The organism is Rhizobium sp. BR 315 (assembly GCF_050577975.1).
GTDB lineage: Bacteria > Pseudomonadota > Alphaproteobacteria > Rhizobiales > Rhizobiaceae > Rhizobium > Rhizobium miluonense.
Genome location: NZ_JARWKZ010000029.1, coordinates 1 through 17723, shown reverse-complemented (window position 1 = coordinate 17723; position 17723 = coordinate 1). Strand labels below are relative to the sequence as shown.

Sequence of the window (17723 nt, the reverse complement as noted above, 5' to 3'; positions counted from 1 at the left end):
CATGCTGGTCGAGATCGAAAATCTGCGCATCGGCTTCAAGACGCGCACCGGTTTTGCTCCTGCGGTCAAAGGCGTTTCACTGCGCCTTGGCGCCGAGAAGCTCGGCATCGTCGGCGAAAGCGGCTCCGGCAAGAGCTTGACCGCACGCGCACTGATGAAGCTTTTGCCAAGGCAGACCCGCATCGAAGCCGACAAGCTCGCCTTCGACGGCATCGACATCCTGTCCGCCAGCGAAAAGCAGATGCGCACCATCCGTGGCAAGCGGGCAGGCTTCATCCTTCAGGATCCGAAATATTCGCTGAACCCCGTCAAGACCATCGGCAATCAGGTTGCCGAGTCATGGCGCACACACAAGGGCGGCAACCGCCGGGAAGCAGCAGAAGCCGCCGCCAATCTGCTCGAGCAGGTCAAGATCCGCAATCCGAAGACCGTCGCCGCCTCCTATCCGCATGAAGTCTCAGGCGGCATGGGTCAGCGCGTCATGATCGCCATGATGCTGGCGCCGGACCCCGAACTACTCATTGCCGACGAACCGACAAGCGCGCTGGATGCGACCGTGCAGGCCGAAATCCTGCGGCTGATCGAGGAGCTCGTCTCCGAGCGCTCCATGGGGCTGCTGCTCATCAGCCACGACCTGCCGCTCGTCTCGCACTTCTGCGACCGGGTCGCGGTCATGTATTCCGGGCGCGTCATGGAGGAACTCAAGGCTTCCGAGCTGCTTTCCGCCGCTCATCCCTATACGCGCGGCCTGCTGAACTGCATTCCTTCGCTTACCCATCCTAAGGAACGGCTTCCCATTCTCGAGCGTAACCCGGAGTGGTTGAAATGACGATAGAGATCGATAATCTGCGTATCCGCTTCGGCGAGCGCGAAGTCGTCAAGGGCGTTTCCTTCCAGGTGGAAGAGGGCGGTAGCTTCGGCATCGTCGGCGAAAGCGGCTCGGGCAAATCGACCGTATTGCGCGCGATGGCCGGCTTGAATACCAGCTGGCTGGGGCGCATCGCCTTCAACGGCGAAGCCGCGCCGCAGCATCGAACCCCGGATTTCTTCCGCAAGGTGCAGATGGTCTTCCAGGACCCTTATGGCTCGCTGCATCCGCGCCAGACCATCGACCGCATCCTGAGCGAGCTGCCGCTCGTTCACCGCATGGGCGACATCGATCGGCGCATCGCGTCAGCGCTTTCCGATGTCGCCCTGCCCCAAAGCGCCCGTTTCCGCTATCCGCACCAGCTCTCGGGCGGCCAGCGGCAACGCGTCGCCATCGCCCGCGCGCTGATCGCCGAACCGAAGATCCTGCTGCTCGACGAGCCGACCAGCGCGCTCGATGTTTCCGTCCAGGCCGAGATCCTCAACCTGCGTTCCGATCTGCGTGCAGAGCGGAAGCTTACCTATGTGATGGTCAGCCACAATCTCGGCGTGATCGCCCACCTCTGCACCCGGGTCGGTGTCATGATCGATGGTCAGATGGTCGAACAGGTTTCGGCCGAGAATCTGCGCCGTGGCAATGTCGCCCACCCTCACACCCAGGAACTGCGCCGTCTGAGCATCGAGTTCGAGGAAGCGGAACCAGTCTAATCTGCATTTGCGAGGCATGCATGTCTGAAACGGGAAACTGGAAGGCCGCGCAGGCATGCGCAGCGGGATTCACGCAGAACTGGAACGGCAACGAGCCAGGCGGCGCCGTCATCGGCTTCGATGCGCATGGCATCCGCTTTGCCGAAGCCGGCGGCGTGGAAAGCCTCTCGACGCTGGCGCCCTTTACCGCTGCAAGCGTCGTTCGCTATGCCTCGGTGACGAAACATGCCTTCTGCGCCATGGTGCTCGCGCATTCCGACAAGATCGGTCTTGACGATCCTTTGGGCCAGCATTTGCCCGAACTGCAGGCACCCCTTCGCGATGTCACTGTCGGCCGGGCGCTCGACATGAGCGGCGGCTTGCCCGACACGCGCGAATGCCTGTCGCTGCTTGGGCTTTCCGTCTACACCGAAACCAAGGCTGGCCTGCTGCTCGATTTCCTCGCACGCCAGACGCGATTGAACTACGAGGCCGGCACCGAGATTTCCTACTCCAATACGGGCTACCGTCTCGTGGAAGCCGCACTCGAACGACAAGGCGTGTTCTTCCGCGATTACGTCCGCGAGCTCGGCGCACAGGCCGGTGCGGTATTGGATGCGCCCGATGTCTGGAACGACCCCGTCATCGGCCTGGTTCCCGGCTATTGGCTCGATGGCCAGCGTTGGCAGCTTTCGGCCGCCGGCCTGCATATCTCCGCCTCCGGCAGCATGACTGGCAGCGGCGAGAGCCTTGCGAAGTGGCTGATCGGCCTCCTCGACGGCAAGGGGTCTTTCGACGGAATACTGGAACAATTGTCGGCTGCACGGCCACTTGCCGATGGCCGAATGAGCGGCTACGGACTGGGCCTGCGTCAGAGCCCGCTCGGCAGCCGTTCTTTCATCGGACACGGCGGCTCTCATCCCGGTTACAAAAGCTATTTTCTGCTCGATCCTACCCAGAAAACCGGCTTCGTTGTGGTGTCGAACCGCGAAGATACCAACGGCTATAAGATCGCCCTGGAATCCATGGCGGCATTGACCGGCGAAGCCTTGCCGCGTCCCTCCTCTGCTCTCCGCGACGGCACCTATGTCACCGAAAGCGGGCCATGGTGGATCAAGGTTGCCGGCAGTACGGTCACCTATCTCGATGCCGACGAAACGGTTTATGAGGATGAGGGATCCTGGGTTTCCTCGCGGTCGCCCTCCTCGCCGATGCACCTGACAATGCAGGGCGAAGACATCGTCGGAGAGGTCGGGCATGCCAAACGTCGGTTCCTGCCGGTTAAGGAACAGGACGTGCCGGGATCCCTGTCGGGCGTGTGGAACTCCTCCGAAGGTGCTCGCTTCGAGATTGAAAATGGCAGCGTCATCATGGGTATAGGTCCGGTGCGCCATAGTATGCCGCTGCGCGCATTGGGTAACGGACGCTTCCTGTTCACCCTCGTCGATGGCCCCTGGACCAAGCGGGTCTGCCTCAATCTCCTCGGCGCGGATCGACTGGAATTGGTGCTCGCCCGGGCAAGAATGATCGAATACCGTCGCGCCGGGTGATTGCATTCCCGGCTCATTCAGGCCAAGGAGAACCCGGCTTTGACAGCCGGTTTCTTTCGGGAGCTTCGAGTGGAAGTCAAATGGCTTGAAGATTTTCTGGCGCTGGCGCGGACACTGAACTTTTCAAAGGCCGCCGACGAGCGCCATGTGACGCAATCGGCCTTCAGCCGCCGCATCCGGCAGCTGGAGGGCTGGGTTGGGACGAGCCTGATCGACCGGGCAACCTACCCTTCACGTCTGACCGCGGCCGGCGAACGTTTTGTGCCGGTGGCCGAGCAGAGTTTGCAGGTGCTCTACCAGGCGCGCCGCAATCTCCAGCATGAAGATGGCACCGACGCACGCACGGTGACCCTGACGGCGCTGCACACCCTATCTTTCACCTTCTTTCCAGATTGGCTGAGCCGGCTCAACGCACGCATCGGCCCGATCGTTTCGCATTTGCGCGCCGATTCCGGCACTATGGAAGAAAACCTGAATTCCCTTATCGATGGGGAATGCGATTTCCTTCTCACCTACCAGCATCTGCATGTGCCGATGCTGCTGGATCCGCAATTCGAACATCACACGCTTGGCCGGGAAACCATCCTGCCTGTCAGCGCCCCAGGCACGGACGGCGCGGCGCTGCATCGCATCGAACCCGGCTTCAACCATGTCAGCTACCAGAAGACATCCTTCTTCGGGCAATTGGTGGCCGGCACCATCGGCAAGCGCCTGCCAGCCGAAAACCGGGTGCATGTCGGCAGCATGTCCGTCGGCCTGAAGGGAATGGTTGCGGCTGGATTCGGGCTGGCCTGGATCCCGGAAAGCCTTGTCAAAGCGGAACTTGCCGATGGCCGGCTGGTCTATGCCGCCGATCCCGAATGGAACATCGACGTTGAAATCCGCGTCTATCGCTCCCGCGAGAACCGCCGTCCGATCGTCGGGCGCATCTGGTCGATGCTAGACAAACCCTGACGATCGGGTAGTCGTTGCGGCAGCTCAGATCGCAGTACGGCGCGCATTCTCCATGTAGAGCGCGCGCAGACGCTTGAACATCGGGCCAGGTGTCCCGTCACCGACGGCAACGCCATCGATATCAGTAATGGAGACGATGAAGTTCGAGGCGCTTGTCAGCCAGGCTTCAGCCGCGGCCTTTGCCTCTTCGACGGAGAACGGCCGTTCTTCCAGCACCATACCAGCTTCCCGCGCCAGATCGAGGATTGCGAGCCGCGTGCATCCCGGCAGGGTCGCATGGCTGTTGGCGCGTGTCACGATGCGGCCGTCGCGCGTCACGATATAGCCTGTCGACGAGGCGCCCTCCGTCACCACGCCGTTTTCGACCAGCCAGGCTTCATCGAAGCCTTCTGCCTTGGCGGCGCGTTTCGCCATGACCTGCGGCAGAAGACAGACACTCTTGATGTCACGCCGCGCCCAACGCTGATCCGGCATGGATTTTACCTTGAGTCCCTTCTCGACAGCGGCAACATGCTCCAGCGTCTTCGCCTGCGTGAAAATCACCAGGGTCGGCTTCAGATCCTCCGAGTAGAAGAAATTACGGTCCTCCGCACCGCGCGTGTACTGGAGATAGACGACGCCCTCAGTGAGCTGGTTTTCCGCCACAAGGCGCTTCTCGATCGCCACGATCTCGTCAGTCGTAATGGGCAGGTGGCCGCCAATCTCGCCTACGCTGCGTTCCAGCCGGGCCATATGCAGGGCACTGTCGATCAGCTTGCCATCCAGGACGGCGGTGACTTCATAAATGCCGTCGCCGAACAGGAAACCACGATCGAAGATGGACAGATGTGCCTCGTTTTCGGGCAAGAAGGCGCCGTTCAGAAAGACGGTGCGGATCGTCGGGGCAGACATGGAAACTCCGTGAAATGCGAAATGGGGGAATGAAAATCAGCGATGAGCTGCGTGAGGGAGGCTGATGGCGCTGACTGTTGAGCCTTTGCCGGTTGCGGCATTAAAGCCCCGGGTCTCGGTTGCCATGGCAAGCGAATTGAGGATGGCCTCCTCGGTGGCTTCGATTGCGGCTTCGAAGAGCGGCGACACGGCGTCGTTGCCCAATGATGGAACCGCACTTACACCCTTGCGGCGCTCGGGGGTACGACGCACGGCCTCGGCCGTCGAAAACGCCAGCGCATAGTCGCCCGAGCCGTTGCTCAATGCCGCGCCGGTGCGCGCAAGGCCACCGAAACAGCGGCGCGCCAATCTTTCGAGATTGCGCGAACAGAGCGGAGCATCGGTCGCAAGCACAATGACGATGGAACCGTCCTTGTCATGTTCCGCCAACCTCGCATAGTCGCGACCGGCAACGATGAGATGACCGCCGTAATTCGATTGGACAAGCACGCCGAGTCGATAGGTTTCTCCGCCGACGGGCACGAGGCGGGAGCTTGTCCCGATACCGCCCTTCAGGCCGAATGCGACCGTTCCGGTTCCGGCGCCGACCCCGCCTTCCTCGACTAGCCCCGATGCCGCGCTGTCGATCGCCAGCGAAATTTCATCGACGCTCGGACGCGCAGCGCGAATATCGTTGAGGCGTGAATCGTTGGTTTCGCCGACCACCGCATTGATCGACACCACCTTGTCATTGCCCGGCTGGGCGAGCGTGTGGCGGATGATAGCCTCGATGCCTCGCCCGACGGCCAGCGTGTTGGTGAGGACGATCGGCGTCTCGATCTCGCCAAGTTCGACGATCTGGGTCGATCCGGCAAACTTTCCGAAGCCGTTGAGGACGGCAAAACCGGCCGGGACCTTGTCCTGAAACAGATTGCCGCCATGCGGCAAGATCGCCGTCGCGCCCGTGCGCGTGCGCTCTCCCTCATGGCATGTGACATGTCCGACGCGCACGCCGGCGACATCGGTGATCGCGTTCAGGAGACCGGGTTCGAAATGGCCCGGCGCAAAGCCAAGCTCGCGGATTCTATGGCGCTTCTGGTCCATTACTCATGCCTCATAAAATTGTCGCAACATTACTCTGCCGCGCAGCCGGAAGGCACAACAAAAACGGAATAGTTTCAGACCGGCTTTGCAAAGGAAGAGGATGCGCGTTGCGTCTCAAGACAACGGCTAACGCCGATACGAGCGCGGCGACCTCTATCTAGAGGAAGCGATTGTTGCGCAGCCATTGCTCCCACCAGGCGGGCCATTCAGCGCTTGGTGTGCCCGGCTTTCCCATGCCGAAGCCATGACCGCCGCTCGGCAATCGGTGCAGATCGACCGGGACGCCTGCCTTTCGACAGGCTTCGGCCATCATGACTGTATTTGCCGGATCGGAGATCGGATCATCCTTGGCCTGCACCAGGAAAACCGGCGGGCAGCCCGAGCGGACATGCGTTTCGACAGACCATTCCACACTGGCTTTCGCATCCGGCTGCGCGCCGATCAACGACCGGCGAGTGGAGGTATGGTCATAGGGCGGCTCCAGCGTGATGACCGGATAGATCAGCGCCGCCAGGTCGGGACGGGCGGATTGGCCATCGATCGCATCTGTTGCCTGGTAGGAGGCGAAGGCGGAGCGGGTTGCCATCAGGCCCATCAAATGACCGCCGGCGGAAAAGCCGAGGGCGCCAATGCGCGACGGATCCAGACCTCGATGCGTGGCGTCGGCCCGGATGAGGCGCAATGCACGTTGCGCATCCTGAAGCGGCGCCAAGGGACCGTTGCTCCATCCTTCCTGCGGCAAGCGATAGGTCAGCACGTAAGCCGTGACGCCCCGTGCAGCCAGCCAACGAGCCGCAGGATAGGCTTCTTTCTCCAACTCGATACGCTTGTACCCGCCTCCGGCGGCAATCAATACACTGGCACCGTTCGCGCGTCCGGGCGCAAAGACCTGCAGACTCGGCGCGGCGATATTGCTGACCGCGCCCTTGCCGCTCTTCTGCAGCGTGCCGGACGGTCCGCCGCCGCCCGGAGGGTGTCCTGGCCATAGCGGCACGCTGGCGTTCGATGCCGCCGCCCGCGCTCTTGTGGAAAGCATGGCAAACGTCGTGGCGATCAAAAAGGAACGTCGATCCATCGTCATGATTCAAAAGGCCTCGCATACGGAGGATATGAAGCAACGATCCCGATATGGCTGCAATGTGTTTTTCGACGCGCGATACAGCTGCCGGAACAGACCCGCCTTCGGGATACTCCAAACCCCGCGGACGCGCCTGTCTTGTTGTCATCTTTTGGGACAAGCGCCGCCGTAACGACAGGTTGAGCAGCCGCCAGACTTGCCTTTTCAAAAAGGCGCTGCAAATGAACGCCTTAGCATGTTAGAAATACGAAAATAGGCATGAGTCACGAGCTTCCCTCCTCCCATAGAAGAGAGGCTTTTCGCCCTTTCCTATTGAAGCAGGGGCGTTGTCTTCTGCCAGAATGATGGACGAAGATATGACGGCGATGCTCTTGCTCTGTCCTGACGGTATCTGAGGAGACCAGATTGCCTGACTTTCGACGCGAAGAACCATCCACGTCTGTGGAGATCATAGCGAAAGATGACGTGGGTAGCGAGGACAGCAAGCCCGCGCAGACCGAACGGCGGCGTTTTCCGCGTTCGACAAAGACAACCGCCGAAGACCCCCGCCCGCAAGCGCCGGCTTTGAAGCCGTTGCTGTTTTCCACGCGGCATCTCGAACCTCAGGCGCAATTTGCAGCCTGGCAAACCTATGTCGCTCCCCTCATCGACATACGACTGCCGGACCAAGTCTCTCCGGAAGCGGGATTTGCTGCCGACCATATCGCCTGGAATCTCGGCGGGATGCTGATCGTCCAACACACTACCCCACCTCACAGCTACATGCGCTCGCAGGCGAAGGTGAAAGCGAATTTTGTCGACCATTGGCACATTTCCGCGCTGCGCAGCGGCAGGACGTGGACCGAGGTCGATGGGCTGGTCTCGGAAGGCGAGCCGGGCAAAATGGAATTGCGCTCTCTAGAGCGCCCCTTTCGAGGCCGTTCCACGGAAGCGAAAACCCTGTCGCTTATTTTACCGCGCACATTGCTGTCCGACGCTCCTGCTTCGATCGAGATCAGAAACAATATCGCCCTCTCGGGAATGCTGACCAAACTCCTGATCGAATATCTGGATATTATCGAAGTCAATCTCCCGAGCTTCATCGCGGCGGATCTGCCGCATGTCGTCCAGACATTGCGCGACATGATCCTGGCGTGCGTTTCGTCCTCGGCCGAGCAATCGGCGGGCACGGAACATCACAGCATGATTACCGTAACGGAACGCGTGCGGCGGTTCGTGGAGAACAATCTCGCCTCGAGCGATCTGACGGTAGAACAGATATGCCGCCAAGTCGGCACATCCCGCACCAGGCTCTATCAGATCTTCGAACAGGAGGGCGGCGTTCACCACTATATGCAGCGGCGGCGTCTTCTTTCCGCGCATGCCGCGCTCAGCGACCCTTCGAATCGGCAGCAGATCATCGACATCGCCTTTGCGGTCGGCTTTTCGTCGGCGGCGCACTTCAGCCGGGCGTTCAGTAAGGAATTTGGCTACAGTCCCCGCGAGGCGAGAAACCTCACCACCCCGCACTATCGCGGGCAAGCTGCATCACCGGTATCGGCCGATGGACCCCAATCCTTCGAGGAATGGCTGAGGACGCTCAGCCACAACCGCTGAGAAACACCGACAGCCCCACCATAGCTCTAAGGCGCAGCGGGCGATCGTTCGCGCAAGCCATGAGGTGTGCCCTGCGCCTTCCATGCAATGGCTCCTACTCAAAGTTCAACAACTGCGAAAATGGACGCTGCTGCAAGTTTCCGGATGCGTGGCTAACGACACTCAACTCGTAACTTATTAAAAATGAAATGAATAATCGCGCCAGTGTCCAAGCCTTGATGTGGCGAAACTCTCTGTCCACCAAGGCATTTTTGAGGGAGCAAATCGATGGTATCGACCCGGCAGACAATAGAGATCACCAAGCCACAGCATTCCGCCAACGATGCGTACCGCGCAGTCGAGCGCGAGGAAATCCTGGAGGTGGCGTTTCGGGATTTCGTGCGAGCGGTCGTCGCTGCCGGCTGGAGCGAGTCCGAGGTCGCCCTGACCTTGGCCGATATCGCAGATGACTACGTCATGGCCCTCGCTGGAAGAGTTGCCGGGAAATAGTGTTGCGTACCGACGGTGCTCCGCAGGGGTGAGCACGAGAGGTTATCGGCAATTCCTGGCGATGTCGCCGGTGCCACCGCTCGCAAGAAGGCGGTTCACCGGCGACATCGGTTTTACCGGACAGATGGGCACGGTCTTTGAGCCCCGCGCTGTCCGGATAAGGTCATGACGACCAGCAAAACGATGCAAATCGGGCAACATCTCCCGTTTCGGCAGGATATGGAATCCGCAATCGAATTCTCTACGAACTGATCCTTGGCTCGGCGACCGGTCGGGTTTCGAACATCCTGATCAGCGATCCGAGCGATCCGGCCGGCAGCGTTAAGTTTGCGGTCTTCCCGCGCGCAACTCCGTCCACGAATACATCATAGAGTCGCGGACTAAGGATATCTGTCCCCGCGATACCAGCTCACAATGCTCGATTGGCCCGACTTCGATAGGAACATCATTGCGGCTAGCGCGTAGAGCAGCAGGATGATGGCCGCTTCGACGATCAGCGGCAAAAACGCAAAACGCGTTCCCGGGGGCTCCTCTTCGTCAGGAAACAGTTCGGGCAGACCAAGGATCATAGCGATCAGAGGCGAAATCGACACAATGAAGACGGCGATCGCGTGAAATGCCAAGTGCCAGCGAGGGAATTTTCCGGCAGCCCAAAAGGCGGCGAACAGCGCGATAACGTTGCTTATCAAGCCAAGTACCGCAGCAACCGCCGCCGGCAGGATCGAATCGCCGTACATGTGTCCTCGTTCTCTTTTCTACCCAGATTAGTATTATGACAAGAGAATGACAACCGTTCCACATGGCATCCGCCATCTGCCCATGGCGGAAATCCTCGGTGGCAGGATTGATGGCGACGGGCGCTCGCACCTTCGAAGCACACCGCGAAGGTCAACATCCGGCGGTAACGCAAGTTACGCCCGGAGTTTTATTTGACCGTGAAGCCGACCGATTCCATCGGCTTGCCGTTGACCGAGAATTCGATCTTGTAAGTCCCGACCGGCCAGCCATTGTTCGGCTTAGTCATCGCCGAATTGACGTGATTGATCATGGAGGTGATGTCCAGATTGACCTCATCAATTTTGTAGTTTGGAGGTGCAGCCCCTCCGGTGTCGACAGCAATCCAGGAGATATTCACCTTGCTTCCCGACGGCACCTCTTCGGTAAGCTCGGCCGAAACAAAGATCTTCGGCGTATCCTTGGCAAAGCTATCTTGCGTCGTGTCGGCATCCGTCTCCGCCGAAACAATAATGTTTTCAAAGCCGGCAGCCCATACACCTGATGAAACGGCTGTCAGGGCGGTTACGGCGAGAGTGAAAAGCAATTGGGGGCAACGCATTCTCAAATATCCTCCACGAGAGAAAATGACGTAGAGCCGGTGTCGCCATCAATCTAGCGAAGACTCACACAACACCCGCATTCAAAGGTATTGATAGCATGCAACGCACTGACGGCCATCGGGTTGCTGCAGATTATGGCAACCGACCACGACCAACGTTGGCCTCGATCGTCGCGTGACAAGACTGCGCCAGGTACCAAGTGATATGGACCAGTTAGCCGAAGGAACCCCTCCGGTCGATCGGCTGCATCATTCTATCCGTCGATTCCGGTAATCACCGGCTCAAACGCCACCGTCTTTTGCCCGGAAACCTGATCAGCTGCCACCGCCTGCCGGACCAGCCGGGCTGCAGCCTCCCCCATGGCGCGCCTTGGCGAACGGGATGTCGCGATCGGTGCCGGCAGGGAATTGACGAGATCCAGCCCGTTGAACCCGGCGATCAGAATCTTTTGAGGGACAGAAACCCCGAGCTCCATGCAGGCAAACAATCCGCCGCTGGCCATATCGTCATTGGAGTAATAGATGCAGTCGAGATCCGGAATGGCCGCGAGCATAGCAGTTGTCAACTGCTTGCCCAAGGCTATCGAGGAAAAGGCATCATCGAGCCGCTGATCCACGAAGTGCAGGCCGTGAGTGCGCAAGACGCTTTCGAAGGCGGCTTTGCGCTTGCCGGCTCGCAAATCCCTGTCAAGCGCGCTACCGACATAACCGAACCGCCTGCGGCCGGCCGCGACAAGCTTACTTGCCATGGCCGCGCCCGCCTCACCATGCGATAACCCGACATTGAAATCGATCGGCGTGCCATCGAGATCCATAAGCTGGATGACCGGGATGTTTGCCTGCCGGAGCAATTGCACCGTTTCCTCCGGCTGATCAAGCCCGGTGACGATGATGGCGCAAGGCTGCCAGGAGAGCATGTCGCGGATGATCTCGCGCTCCTTTGCCGTGTCATAGTCGGATATGCCGAACACAGCCTGCATGCCGGAACCGTCCAGGCCCGCGGAAATACCGGCAAGCACTTCGGGAAAGACGATGTTCGACATGCTGGGGACGACGACGGCGACCAGATTGGTGCGCTGCGAGGAGAGCGACAGCGCCAGCCTGTTGCCCACATAGTTCATTCGCGTTGCCGCCTCGATGACCCTATCGCGCGTCTCGCTGGAGACGTCGGCAACACCGCGCAAGGCACGCGATGCCGTCATCTTGCTGACACCAGCTTCGATCGCGACTTCTTCCAGAGTGGGTTTGCGCATCCCCAAGCAACCCTCGATGAACCATGACGGCCGACACATTGCCGCCCTTCTTCATAGAATGTTTCCCCGAAAAGGCAAACGCCAGTCTATTGACAATTACCGGCAAATTGAGGCTTGTTATCGATACCGGTATCGGTAACATAGCAAAAATCGTAGAGGTAATGCCGTGCAACATACGAGGAAGGCCGCCGTCATCGGCCTGGGATCCATGGGGTGGGGCGCGGCCCTATCTCTACTTAGGGCGGGTTTTGCCGTCCGCGGCTGCGATGTTCGCAGCGAGGTCCTTATGCGCTTTGCCGAAAATGGCGGCACACCCTGCACGACGCCGGCGTCTGCGGCGAAAGATGCCGACATGATCCTCGTCTATGTCGTCAACAGCAGGCAGGTCGAAGATGTCCTTTTCGGGCAGAACGGTGCGTTGGAAACTGCGCGGCCTTCGACCGTATTTTTGCTCTGCACCACCATGGCGCCGAGTGCCACGACCGCCATCGCCGAAAGGCTGGAAGCAGCCGGCATGCGCGTCATCGATGCCCCGGTTTCCGGCGGCCATGTTCGCGCGCTATCAGGCGAGATCACCGTCATGGCGTCGGGCATGCCTGCGGCTTTCGATCAGGCATCCGAGGTGCTGGACGCCATCTCGGCCAAGGTGTTCCGGCTCGGCGATCGCCCCGGCGCCGGCTCGCAAGTCAAGATGATCAACCAGTTGCTTGCCGGCGTGCACATCGCCGCGACAGCCGAAGCCATGACGCTTGCCGCCAAGGCCGGCATCGATCTGAAGACGCTCTATGACGTGATCCGCGTTTCCGCCGGCTCATCCTGGATGTTCGAAAACCGCGGCGAACACATCGTATCTGGCGATTATACGCCACGGTCGGCGGTCAATATCTTCGTCAAGGACCTCGGCATCGTGACTTCGGAGGCAGGCAAAGCCGGAGCCGTCACCCCGCTCGCCGCTGCAGCGCTCGACCTCTTCATGGAAGCATCGCAAGCAGGTCTGGGTCTGGAGGATGACGCCGCAGTTGCAAAGATTCTGGCCGCCAAGAGCGGCGTCCAACTGCCCGGCCTAAAGGACTAGGCCATGACGCTCCTGCTTGGCTGCATTGCGGACGATTTTACCGGGGCGACCGATCTTGCCGCGCTGCTTGCTCGCAGCGGATTGCCCGTTTCGTTGCGGATCGGCATACCGCGGGAGAAGCGCCATCGGAACGAGACGGCCGCCTTCGAGGTCATCGCCTTGAAATGCCGGACGTCACCGGTCAACATTGCGGTCGAACAGGCACGTCAGGCGCTGGCATGGCTGAGGGAAGCCGGTGCGAGCCGTTTCTTCTGGAAATATTGCTCGACATTCGACAGCACGGCCAAAGGCAATATCGGGCCGGTCGCGGAAATGCTGATGGCGGAAATAGGCGCGAGGCAGACGATCTATTGCCCAGCCTTTCCGGAGAATGGCCGCAGCGTCTTCATGGGCCATCTCTTCGTCGGAGAGCAGCTTTTGTCGGAAAGCCCGATGAAGGACCATCCGCTGACGCCGATGCGCGATTCGAGCCTCCTGCGGCTTCTGACGCCACAAGTGGCCAGCGTAGTCGGCCTCGCCAACCGCAATATCGTCTCGAAAGGTCCGACAGCACTGAGAGCAAAGTTGGCGCAACTCAGTGACGACGGTATGCAGCATGTGATCGTCGATGCCGTTTGCGACGATGATCTCGGCACGATCGCCGCCGCGTCGTTCGACATGCCGCTGCTGACGGGCGGCAGTGCGATCGCCGGCCAACTGCCGCGGCTTTACCTGGAACAAGGGCTGGTAACGCTTCCGCGGCGGCGACAGATATTGCCAAAGGTTGGCGGCGGCCCGATCGTCCTATCGGGCAGTTGCTCCGCGATGACACGCAGGCAGGTCGCCAATTATGCGGGACAGGTCGTAAGCTTGCGGCTGGACCCGATCGCGCTCGCCGAGAAAGGTGCGGGGCCCAGTTTGGAATGGCTGCGTCAGCAATCTCCCGACGCGCCGAAGCTCATCTATGCCACAGCCGAGCCCCATGAAGTGCGGCGAGCACAGGAGCGGTTGGGCAGAGACAAGGCAGGCCAGGTGGTCGAAGAGGCACTCTCAGAGATTGCCCGTGACGCCTTCGATCACGGCACGCGCCGCTTCGTCGTCGCTGGTGGCGAGACGTCGGGCGCCATCACGCAGGCGCTCGGCGTGACGCATTTGACGATCGGGCCGGAAATCGCGCCCGGCGTTCCCTGGACCTTCGCAACCATCGACGGAGAGACGATTGCTCTCACCCTGAAATCGGGCAACTTCGGCGATGAATCCTTCTTCACCGATGCTTTCGACCGATTGGAGGTCGCATGAGCGAGGAAGCCGAACTGCGCGAACATATATGCATGATGGCCAAATCGCTTTACGATCGAGGCCTGACCGCCGGCTCATCCGGCAATATTTCCGCGCGCCTCGGCGATGGGCGTCTGCTGGTCACGCCAACGGGCAGCTCCTTCGGGCGCCTCGATCCCGCACGCCTCTCGCTGTTCGACAGCGAAGGACGCCTGATCGGTGGCGATAAGCCAACGAAGGAAATGCCGCTACATGCGGCCTTCTATGAGACGCGACCGAAAAAGACTGGCGCCGTCGTCCATCTTCATTCCAGCCATTCGGTTGCGTTCTCGATTTTGCCCGGCGTCGATGCCGACAACATGTTGCCGCCGTTGACCGCTTATTCGATCATGAAGCTCGGCAAGGTGAAGCTTCTGCCCTATTTCATGCCGGGCGATCCGGCAATGGGCGATGCCATCCGCGGCCTTGCCGGCAAGCGCAGCGCCGTGATGCTGGCAGCGCACGGACCCGTCGTCTCGGCCAAGGATCTGGAAGCGGCGGTTTACGCGATAGAGGAATTGGAGGAGACGGCAAAGCTTGCCATGCTGACGCGCGGGGCCAATCCTTCCCTGCTGACGGATGCGCAGATCGCCGATCTCGTTCGCACTTATGATGTGGAGTGGGACTGAATATGCTCACCTTTTCCGCCAATCTCGGGTTTCTCTGGCAGGAGCTTTCCCTTCCCGACGCGATCCGCGCCGCGAAGGCTGCCGGCTTCGATGCGGTCGAATGCCACTATCCCTATGACATCCCGCCCGAAGCCGTGCGTCAGGCGCTGGTCGAAACCGGTCTTCCCATGCTCGGCCTCAACACCGCCCGCGGCAATGTCGCGGCAGGTGACAATGGTCTCGCCGCCATTCCGGGACGGCATGACGAAGCACGCCACGCCATCGATCAGACGATCGATTATGCGGCCGCCATTGGCGCGCAAAACGTGCATGTCATGGCCGGCAAGGCTGCCGGTGATGAGGCTCAAGCCGCCTTCATCGCCAATCTGCGCTATGCCTGCAAACGCGCCGGCAAGCTCGGCGTAACCGTGTTGATCGAGCCGCTCAACCATCGCGACGCGCCGGGCTATTTCCTGCAGACGACGGATCAGGCGCTCGACATCATTGCCGCAGTGGGCGCGGAGAACCTCAAGCTGATGTTCGACTGCTATCATATCCAGATCATGCAGGGCGACCTAACGCACAGGCTGAAGGCGCATATGGCCGCAATCGGCCATATCCAGATTGCCTCCATTCCGGATCGCCGCGAACCGGATCACGGAGAGATCGACTACCGTCACATTCTGCAGTTTCTGGAAACGCTTGGCTATAACAAGCCGATCGGCGCGGAGTATCGGCCGGCGACCACGACAGACGCCGGACTGACGTGGCTGCGGGCATATAGATGAAAGAGCGGCCGGCATCCCGGATGCCCGACGGCCGCCGAAAACATTCGCTCGGGAATTCTCCCGAAGACTGACACCCGCCTATTGGGAGGAAAATCCGATATGCATGTATTGATCCTGGGCGCTGCAGGTATGATCGGCCGCAAGCTCGTCAACCGCATCGCCGCCGAGCCGGCTGTTCTCGGACGAACCATCGATCGCCTGACACTGGCCGATGCCTTTCAGCCGCCGGTACCGGAGGCGCTGAAATCCCTATCGAAGGCCCTGACTGTGGACCTTGCGACATCAGGCATTGCCGCCAAGCTCATCGAAGATCGCCCGGATATGATCTTCCATCTTGCCGCCGTCGTCTCCGGCGAGGCCGAGGCCGACTTCGACAAAGGCTATACCGTCAATCTCGACGGCACGCGGGCGCTTTTCGATGCTATCAGACAGCAGGGCCTGAAATCCGCCTATGCCCCGCGTGTCATCTTTGCCTCCTCCATTGCCGTGTTCGGAACACCCTTCCCTGACGTCATCGGCGACGAATTCCTGACCGCGCCGCTGACGAGCTATGGCACCCAGAAGGCAATCGCAGAACTCCTGCTCGCCGATTATTCGCGACGCGGCATTTTCGACGGCATCGGCATCAGACTGCCGACCATCTGCGTTCGGCCCGGCGCCCCAAACAAGGCAGCCTCCGGCTTCTTCTCCAACATCCTGCGCGAACCGCTTGTTGGTAAGGAGGCCATTCTGCCAGTCAGCGATACGGTGCGGCATTGGTTCGCAAGCCCCCGTTCCGCCGTCGGCTTCTTCGTGCATGCCGCGACCCTCGACACCGCGAAAGTGGGGCCGCGGCGCAATCTCACCATGCCCGGACTTTCAGCGCTCGTTTCCGACGAGATCGATTCGCTGCGCCGTGTCGGCGGTGACAGGGCCGTTGCCCTCATCCGCCGCGAACCGGACCCGATGATCGAGCGGATCGTCGCCGGCTGGCCGACCCGGTTCGACGCAGAGCGCGCCTGCGATCTTGGCTTCAAAGCCGAACGGAGCTTTGATGAGATCGTGCAAGCGCACATCGAGGACGAACTGGACGGGAGAGTCGCATGACGGAGATTTCATCGAACACAAAGAACGCGATCGCGCTCGTGACCGGCGGCGGCACGGGTATCGGCCGCGCCATCGCAAAAGCCCTTGGCTCGGCTGGCTTCAAGGTCGTCATCTCGGGGCGTCGGTCCGACGTTCTCGAAAAGGCCGCCCGCGAGCTTTCCGAGGAAACCGGAGCAGATTTCCTTCCGGTAGTAGCCGATGTCAGCGAACCCACATCGGTCCGCAGCCTTTTCGATGCTATTGCCGACCGCTATGGCCGCCTCGACCTTCTGGTCAACAATGCCGGCGTTGGCTTGCCGGCCGTGCCGATGGAGGAACTGAGCTTCGAGCAATGGAATGCTATTGTCGGCGCGAACCTGACCGGCGCATTCCTTTGCACGCAGCAGGCCTTCCGCCTGATGAAAGCCCAGGTGCCGCAAGGGGGCCGCATCATCAACAACGGCTCGATCTCGGCGACGACGCCGCGTCCGCATTCCGCACCTTATACGGCCACGAAGCACGCAATCACCGGACTGACGAAATCGACGGCCCTCGATGGCCGTCCCTTCGACATCGCCTGCGGCCAGATCGATATCGGCAATGCTGCCACCGACATGACGGCGAGGATGAGCGCCGGCGTATTACAGGCGAATGGCGAGACCGCAGCCGAACCGACAATCTCGGCAGACCATGTCGCACGCGCCGTCGTTTACATGGCTACGCTACCGCTTGATGCCAACGTTCTCTCCATGACCGTCATGGCAACGAAAATGCCGCTCGTCGGCAGAGGGTAACAAGCAATCGGCAGCGTCGGGGTACGGCGCTGCCGACAATTTGATGTGGCACAACGACTTAGGCGATGTTGACAAAGTATGGCAACCAGATCTTAGCGGCGGCGATAGCGAGGAAAGCAGCGTATGATGTTTTGGTTTTGTCGTAGCGCGTGGCAATGCGACGGAACTGCTTCATTCGGTTGAACATGCGTTCGATGCGATTGCGATCCTTGTAAGCGCGGTAGTCGCAAGGTGGCGGGTTCTTCCGGGTTGATCGCGGCGGAATGATCGGACGAGTGCCATGCAGCAGAAGGCAGAAGTTCCTCGCGGATGG

At 60.4% G+C, this 17723-nt stretch carries 19 protein-coding genes; 12 read left to right on the top strand and 7 right to left on the bottom strand.

What is annotated here, in order from left to right; genetic code table 11:
* Position 1: 1 nt before the first annotated feature.
* From QD409_RS23220 to QD409_RS23205, 4 genes are all read left to right on the top strand, one after another.
* Positions 2-829, top strand: coding sequence for an ABC transporter ATP-binding protein (locus QD409_RS23220; protein WP_092844410.1), 828 nt, complete (start codon positions 2-4; stop codon positions 827-829).
* Positions 826-1575 carry an ABC transporter ATP-binding protein gene (locus tag QD409_RS23215; protein WP_430763783.1) on the top strand — a complete coding sequence of 250 codons (750 nt, stop codon included), beginning with the start codon at positions 826-828 and terminating at the stop codon, positions 1573-1575. The genes QD409_RS23220 and QD409_RS23215 overlap by 4 nt, the downstream gene beginning before the upstream one ends.
* Positions 1576-1595: 20 nt before the next feature.
* Positions 1596-3104 (top strand): serine hydrolase domain-containing protein, encoded by a 1509-nt coding sequence (locus tag QD409_RS23210; RefSeq protein WP_430763782.1) that lies wholly within the window; start codon positions 1596-1598, stop codon positions 3102-3104.
* 69 nt (positions 3105-3173) lie between these two features.
* Positions 3174-4058, top strand: a complete 885-nt coding sequence (locus tag QD409_RS23205) for a LysR substrate-binding domain-containing protein (RefSeq protein WP_167667910.1) — start codon at positions 3174-3176, stop codon at positions 4056-4058.
* 24 nt (positions 4059-4082) lie between these two features.
* On the opposite strand, the gene QD409_RS23200 is transcribed toward QD409_RS23205, so the two are convergent.
* The 3 genes from QD409_RS23200 to QD409_RS23190 form a co-directional block, all read right to left on the bottom strand.
* On the bottom strand, positions 4083-4949 hold the full coding sequence (locus QD409_RS23200) for a D-amino-acid transaminase (protein ID WP_092844416.1): 867 nt from the start codon (positions 4947-4949) through the stop codon (positions 4083-4085).
* Positions 4950-4985: 36 nt separating this feature from the next.
* On the bottom strand, positions 4986-6032 hold the full coding sequence (locus QD409_RS23195; RefSeq protein ID WP_092844418.1) for a P1 family peptidase: 1047 nt from the start codon (positions 6030-6032) through the stop codon (positions 4986-4988).
* 157 nt (positions 6033-6189) lie between these two features.
* A complete protein-coding gene (locus QD409_RS23190) occupies positions 6190-7107 on the bottom strand; it encodes an alpha/beta hydrolase (protein ID WP_167667901.1) in 918 nt (305 codons plus the stop codon).
* 408 nt (positions 7108-7515) lie between these two features.
* Here QD409_RS23190 and QD409_RS23185 point away from each other — a divergent pair, with 408 nt between their 5' ends.
* Positions 7516-8706 carry an AraC family transcriptional regulator gene (locus QD409_RS23185; RefSeq protein WP_425348511.1) on the top strand — a complete coding sequence of 397 codons (1191 nt, stop codon included), beginning with the start codon at positions 7516-7518 and terminating at the stop codon, positions 8704-8706.
* A 267-nt stretch (positions 8707-8973) separates the two neighbouring features.
* Complete coding sequence (locus QD409_RS23180) at positions 8974-9195, top strand: hypothetical protein (RefSeq protein WP_092844422.1); 222 nt, start codon at positions 8974-8976, stop codon at positions 9193-9195.
* Between the two features lie 380 nt (positions 9196-9575).
* Here the strand turns inward: QD409_RS23180 and QD409_RS23175 are convergent, their stop codons facing one another.
* From QD409_RS23175 to QD409_RS23165, 3 genes are all read right to left on the bottom strand, one after another.
* Entirely contained in the window at positions 9576-9932 is a 357-nt protein-coding gene (locus QD409_RS23175) for a hypothetical protein (protein WP_092844424.1), read from the bottom strand.
* Between the two features lie 188 nt (positions 9933-10120).
* The gene (locus QD409_RS23170; RefSeq protein ID WP_092844426.1) at positions 10121-10531 is read right to left on the bottom strand and encodes a hypothetical protein; all 411 of its coding nucleotides are present in this window, start codon (positions 10529-10531) and stop codon (positions 10121-10123) included.
* Positions 10532-10785: 254 nt separating this feature from the next.
* Positions 10786-11784 (bottom strand): LacI family DNA-binding transcriptional regulator, encoded by a 999-nt coding sequence (locus QD409_RS23165; protein ID WP_092844428.1) that lies wholly within the window; start codon positions 11782-11784, stop codon positions 10786-10788.
* 166 nt (positions 11785-11950) lie between these two features.
* Between QD409_RS23165 and ltnD the strand changes: the two genes are divergently transcribed.
* From ltnD to QD409_RS23135, 6 genes are all read left to right on the top strand, one after another.
* Positions 11951-12859: an L-threonate dehydrogenase gene (gene ltnD / locus QD409_RS23160; RefSeq protein WP_092844430.1), complete on the top strand. Its 909-nt coding sequence runs from the start codon at positions 11951-11953 to the stop codon at positions 12857-12859.
* A gap of 3 nt (positions 12860-12862) precedes the next feature.
* Positions 12863-14137: a 3-oxo-tetronate kinase gene (gene otnK, locus QD409_RS23155; protein ID WP_092844431.1), complete on the top strand. Its 1275-nt coding sequence runs from the start codon at positions 12863-12865 to the stop codon at positions 14135-14137.
* Positions 14134-14784, top strand: coding sequence for a 3-oxo-tetronate 4-phosphate decarboxylase (gene otnC, locus QD409_RS23150; protein WP_092844433.1), 651 nt, complete (start codon positions 14134-14136; stop codon positions 14782-14784). Before otnK ends, otnC begins: the two co-directional genes overlap by 4 nt.
* 2 nt (positions 14785-14786) lie before the next feature.
* Positions 14787-15551 carry a hydroxypyruvate isomerase family protein gene (locus QD409_RS23145; protein WP_092844435.1) on the top strand — a complete coding sequence of 255 codons (765 nt, stop codon included), beginning with the start codon at positions 14787-14789 and terminating at the stop codon, positions 15549-15551.
* A 99-nt stretch (positions 15552-15650) separates the two neighbouring features.
* Positions 15651-16637: a D-erythronate dehydrogenase gene (gene denD / locus QD409_RS23140; RefSeq protein WP_092844437.1), complete on the top strand. Its 987-nt coding sequence runs from the start codon at positions 15651-15653 to the stop codon at positions 16635-16637.
* Entirely contained in the window at positions 16634-17410 is a 777-nt protein-coding gene (locus QD409_RS23135) for an SDR family oxidoreductase (protein ID WP_430763781.1), read from the top strand. The genes denD and QD409_RS23135 overlap by 4 nt, the downstream gene beginning before the upstream one ends.
* Before the next feature lie 58 nt (positions 17411-17468).
* On the opposite strand, the gene QD409_RS23130 is transcribed toward QD409_RS23135, so the two are convergent.
* The coding region (locus QD409_RS23130) for a transposase (protein ID WP_430763780.1) at positions 17469-17723 on the bottom strand (255 nt) is incomplete at its 5' end.